The organism is Chitinophaga sp. (assembly GCF_036569185.1).
In the GTDB taxonomy this organism is placed as follows: Bacteria; Bacteroidota; Bacteroidia; order Chitinophagales; family Chitinophagaceae; genus Chitinophaga.
In genome coordinates this window covers 1-5,387 of record NZ_DATCRD010000059.1, presented here as the reverse complement: position 1 = coordinate 5,387, position 5,387 = coordinate 1, and the positions used below count along the sequence as shown (strand labels likewise).

4 protein-coding genes, 1 pseudogene and 1 riboswitch are annotated in these 5,387 nt (G+C 44.9%); all 5 genes and pseudogenes read right to left on the bottom strand.

What is annotated here, in order from left to right:
- Positions 1-109: riboswitch (cobalamin riboswitch) on the bottom strand. This riboswitch is flagged as partial in the annotation.
- Positions 110-255: 146 nt separating this feature from the next.
- Positions 256-1,581: an ATP-binding protein gene (locus tag VIM72_RS04380; protein ID WP_332001647.1), complete on the bottom strand. Its 1,326-nt coding sequence runs from the start codon at positions 1,579-1,581 to the stop codon at positions 256-258.
- Positions 1,582-1,769: 188 nt separating this feature from the next.
- The gene (locus VIM72_RS04375) at positions 1,770-3,134 is read right to left on the bottom strand and encodes an aldehyde dehydrogenase family protein (protein ID WP_332001646.1); all 1,365 of its coding nucleotides are present in this window, start codon (positions 3,132-3,134) and stop codon (positions 1,770-1,772) included.
- Entirely contained in the window at positions 3,131-3,847 is a 717-nt protein-coding gene (locus VIM72_RS04370; protein WP_332001645.1) for a gamma-glutamyl-gamma-aminobutyrate hydrolase family protein, read from the bottom strand. The genes VIM72_RS04375 and VIM72_RS04370 overlap by 4 nt, the downstream gene beginning before the upstream one ends.
- Before the next feature lie 2 nt (positions 3,848-3,849).
- Positions 3,850-4,986, bottom strand: coding sequence for an iron-containing alcohol dehydrogenase (locus VIM72_RS04365; protein WP_332001644.1), 1,137 nt, complete (start codon positions 4,984-4,986; stop codon positions 3,850-3,852).
- Between the two features lie 10 nt (positions 4,987-4,996).
- Positions 4,997-5,387, bottom strand: a pseudogene (locus tag VIM72_RS04360) (glutamine synthetase); the annotation flags it as partial.

Below are 5,387 nucleotides of genomic sequence, written 5' to 3'. Positions count from 1 at the left end.
AATTTACCTGTTGGTAAATGCAGGCTTACAGCTACGGGGATAGCTCCGGTTTTGCACCGGATTCCCTTTTAATCCGCCGCCGGGCGGAACCAAATGCGGAGCAAACCTAAGGTAATTAGGTATAAATGCCAAAATGAAGTGTGGGAATTTAGATAGAGGAGATTGGTACATTGCCCCTTTACTGTTTCTTTACGGCCCCTTTGCCCCTTCGTGGCCCCTTTGTGGCCCCTTTGGCCCCTTTGTGGCCCCTATTATTTAAGTTGGTTCAGTGTATGAGGTTCCTTTTCCGGTATTTCCTGACTTTTGTATGAAATTTCTTTCTAATAGTTCCTGTAAATCTCTCGTTGCTGTTCTTTTCGATATACCAACCAATTTCTGATATTGCGTATTATTGATGCTTCCATATTCTCTGATGTATAAAATGGCCTTGAGTTGTCTCTCTTCGAGCTCTTCAAATGGTGCATGCTTATTTGCGTGTCTTTCTTTTAAAAATGTAATGCTAAATCCACCTTGTTCTAATTCAATCAGAGGCTCAGGCAATCCTGATTCAATACATGAGTCAATTATTTTATTTATACCTCTTCCCCACGATTCAATATACCCCGCTTTAAAAAATACATTTGCTATATTTCTATTCCTGGGATAGGAGGAATGATCCGCTCTTAATTTTTCAACCGTTAATTCCTCCGGTAAAGAGCCAGGATTCCAAAGATGCAGGCGATCGTCATATACGCGTAGAAATACATAGGTGCTCGAATAATCTTTATGAATAATGGCATTGAGTATTGCCTCCCTTAAAGCCGGTTCGGGATACTCTAAAGGTTCTATTCTCTCCAAACCTTTATAGGAAATCGGACGGATAAGATATTTCGTCTTCAGGACCTCCATAACCCTGTCGGCCATATCAAAAATATTTGTTTCAACAATGTCCTGGAATAGCAGATCGTGGCTTGATTTGCCGAATCTTCCAATCTTGAAACTCGCGGTTACGGATATTTTCATGAAGTTCTTTCCGAAAAGTAATAGCGATGCATTCGTTAATTGTCCCTGTTCTGTTATCAGGTCGAGATTTTTTAGTAATAGTTCGATATTCATTTTCCTGGCTGTTCGCGGAATCCTGTTCATTCCAACAGACCTGGAGATAAAACGGCGTATAGTGGTAATGCTCAGGTCTTTTAATGAGGCTTCTTCTACCGGGATGTCTTCCCATTTCTTTCCTATTTTCTTCAGAAGAAGATTTTGTAAAGCAATCCCTTTTAGCTCCTGTTTTGTACTGCCACTACGATAGTAATAAATCCCGTGATAGGCCACAGGAACACTGCTAACCGGTACTATCACTTCTAAGTAATGCTTGTCCCCACTGTTATGAAGATTTACATCTACCACCAATCCCAAATGGTTAACCGATTTATTCGGTATCTCATCCATTAGTTTACTATAATCCTGTACACCTACAATAACGCCATTATCATCGATGCCAATAAATAATCTACCACCTTGCGCATTTGCAAAGCAACAAATCCATTTCAGGTATTCATCTTTCCAGGATTGTTTGTATTCTTTATTTTGTTGTTCAGTCATAAATGCAGTCAGGTAAAAAAATGTGGGTTACAGCAATATCGCGGGAGACAATATTATTTGTAATATTTATGAAGACTGCCCCATGCATTATAACAGAACGTGTATTAACAAATCATAAAAGAGCCGGAAAAAAAAGCGTGATACAATATTGAATTGCATCACGCTCAGCTGGTAGTTCATTTAAAAATTTACCCCTTCATCTGCCACGACTTCGTTTTTGTAAACGCTCTCAATCCCTGGTGGGATAACGTAGCGCCAAAACCGGAATGTTTCCTTCCTGCCCATGGTAGTCCGGCAGTAACACGGTCGCAGCAATTCCAGTAACCGGTACCTGCATTCACCTGCGAAAGGATGGCCTGCGCCCTTTCACCATTGGAGGAATACACGGAAGCGGTAAGCCCGTATTCCGTATCATTCATCATTTCAATCGCTTCTTTATCGCTGCTTACTTTCATAATTCCTATCACCGGTCCAAAGCTTTCTTCCTGCATAATTTTCATGGAATTATCCACATCAGTGAGAATGGTTGGCTCAAAGAAATTACCCTCATGTGCAATGATATGGCCACCAAGTTTCAGCGTAGCGCCTTTGGCTCGTGCTTCCAGTACCTGCGTTTCCAGCACTTTTAATTGTTCTTTCCTGGTGATGGCGCCAAAGTATACGCCTTCATCTGTAGGCAATCCCAGCTTCCAGGATTTCACCGCTTTTACAAATTCTTCTACGTACTGGTCGTATACTTTTTCATGTACGTAAATGCGCTCTACTGCGCAACAGCTTTGCCCATTGTTATAGAAAGCGCCGTCGGCAGTAGCCGCTGCTACGGCTGCAATATCTTCAATGTCGTCTGCTACATACAGCGGATCTTTTCCACCCAGTTCGAGCTGACAGGGCAGCATCCTGGGCGCTATTTTTTCGTAGATGTATTTACCGGTTTTGTAGGAGCCGGTGAAGAAGTAACCATCTACTCTCAGGCCCAGCAGGCTTTCCCCGGTGGCCTTTCCACCGATGGCTATTTTAAACGCATTATGTTCCAGGCCGGCGTAATAAAAGAGCTTTTCTATTTCCATGCCGGTGAGCACTGCATATTCGGAAGGTTTATACAGCACAGTATTACCTGCCAGCAAGGCGGGGATAAATACATTGACGCCTACCAGGTAGGGATAGTTCCATGCAGAGATATTACAGATAATGCCCAGCGGCTCGTAGGAAATCTTTTCTTTTAGTGTATCCGTATTCGTTACCCACTCATCAGAAAGATATTTTTCTGCATTCTCCAGCATCCAGTTGATGCGGGTAACGGCGCCGTTGATCTCATTGCGCGATTGCTGCAATGGTTTCCCTGTTTCGGAAGTAAGTATACCGGCCAGTTTTTCTATTCTTTTTTCCAGTTGATCCCTGAAGCGGGCAATCACTGCAATACGCTCTGCCAGTGGCTTCGCGGACCAATGATCGAATGCGAGCCGGAGCAAGGCGGTTTTCTCAACAACCCTTGTCAGTGAATCTTCACGGAGAACGGCGAGGGTTTGTGCGGTGGCAGGATTAAAGATTCTCATTTCGTATGGTTTCGTACTGCTTGAAGAAATGTTGTTTTGATCTGTTGGGAGAGCGGGTTGCTTTCTTTTTCCGGCATTCTTTCCGGATGCCATTGCACACAAAGCATAAAACCTTTCCCGGTTTTGTCTTTGAATTCGATCCCTTCAATAATTTCATCGCTGGTATCGGAAGTGGCGCTCACCATAATATTTTTTCCCAGGCTGCCAGGGTGAATGCCCTGGTGATGAGCGCTGTTCACCTGTCCTTTTTCCAGGCCCGTAGCCTTGTACAGCAGGGTATCTTTCCGGATGTTTACACCATGGATTTTATCGCTGTTGTCTTTTTTATGGATTTTGTTGGCGGCTTCGCCGATATCTTCATATACTTTCCCGCCTTCCAGTATGTTGATGTACTGTAACCCGCGGCAGATGCCCAATACAGGCAGCTGATGCTGCTGGGAATATTCATAAAGACGTTTTTCAAAATCATCTCTTTCAGGTAAAAACTCCGTTGGCTGGTGTGGATAATTTTCAGCACCTCCATACAGCGAAGGGATTACATCCACGCCACCGGTAAGCACCAGTCCATCGCAGGTATAAATATCTTCTGCATTATTGCGCAGGAAAGACAGGATCACCACTTCCAGGTCATCGCCGAGGTCTTCAGGCGTAAACCATTTTTCGTAGTTGGCAAAGCTGGCTTCCGTATAGCTGAGCCCTATCTTTTTCTTCATGTCTATAGCGCGTTTAGGTACAACTGTTTGAAATCTTCCCGTGTAACCGGTTTAGGATTGTTGGGATGTGCAAAATCTGCCAGCGCCAGATCGGCCAGTGTTTCCACATGTGCATCCGTAACGCCGATATCGCGGAGATGATGCGGTATATTTATTTTTGAATTAAGATCAAAGAGATACTGTACTACTGCTTCGCCGGTTTCCTCTTTCAACTCCAGCGTTCTGGCAATGCGCCGGAATTTATCTTCAAAGCCTGCAATATTGAACTGCATGCCGTAAGGAATGTTCACGGCATTGGCAAGGCCATGATGCGTGTCCAGCAGCGAGGAGAGGGGATGTGCCAGGGAATGTACTACACCCAGTCCTTTCTGGAAAGCAATGGCACCCATCATAGACGCCATGAGCATATTGCTACGGCTTTCTATATCCGGGTTATTAGTGGCTTTTTCCAGTGAATTTTTAATGAGATAGATCCCTTCCAGGGCAATGCCATCACATAAGGGATGTGGATTCTTTGCCAGGAATGCTTCCATGTTATGCGTTAAGGCATCCATACCGGTGGCAGCGGTGATAAACGGCGGTAAATCCATGGTGAGCGCCGGATCGGCAAATACAATCTTTGCCATCAGTTTGGGCGAAAAAAGTATTTTCTTCTGGTGTGTTTCGTCGTCAGCAATAATAGCGCTCCTGCCTACTTCGCTGCCAGTGCCGGCCGTGGTGGGCACGGTAATAAAATGAGGCACATCATTGGTTACATACACATCGCCGCCTATAAGATCATCATATTTGAAAAGATCTTCCCGGTGATGCACCCTCAGCACAATGGCACGCGCCACATCCAGCGCGGCGCCGCCGCCAATGCCAATGATGCTGTCGCGGCCGGTATGGTCCCAGAAATCGGTGCCTTTGTACACATCGCTTTTCACAGGATTTTTGTGGATATCGCTGAATACTTCCACGGAGATATTTTGTGACTGCAGATCTTTTACGATTGATTTAAAAAATGATAATCCCGCTATCGTTGGGTCGGTAACGATCATGGGTTTTGATAACCCGTTTTTCTGCAGGTACGCCGGCAGCTCGCTGATCACGCCGGCGCCGAAGCGGATAGTAGTAGGAAAATTATACTGAAATGCCATATGCGGTTACTTAGATGATTTCAAAATATCTTTTCAATTCCCAATCGGTCACGGCTTTGGCATATTGCCGCCACTCCCATTCCCTGGTTAACGTAAAGTGTTCAACAAAGGCTTCGCCGAACAACTCTTTTGCAAGGGCCGATTCCTTCATTTGTTGGGTTGCCACATGAAGGTTCTGTGGTAATACACCATTCGAGGTGTCTTTGTACCCATTACCGGTGGTTATTTTTTTCTCAAGCGGCAATTTATTTTTTACACCATACAGCCCGGCGGCCAAACAGGCGGCCAATGCGAGGTACGGATTGGTGTCTGAGCCAACTACTCTTGTTTCCAGGCGGGTGGCCTTTTTATCGCCTGGTAAAGCCCGTAATGCCACTGTCCTGTTATCGATGCCCCATGTG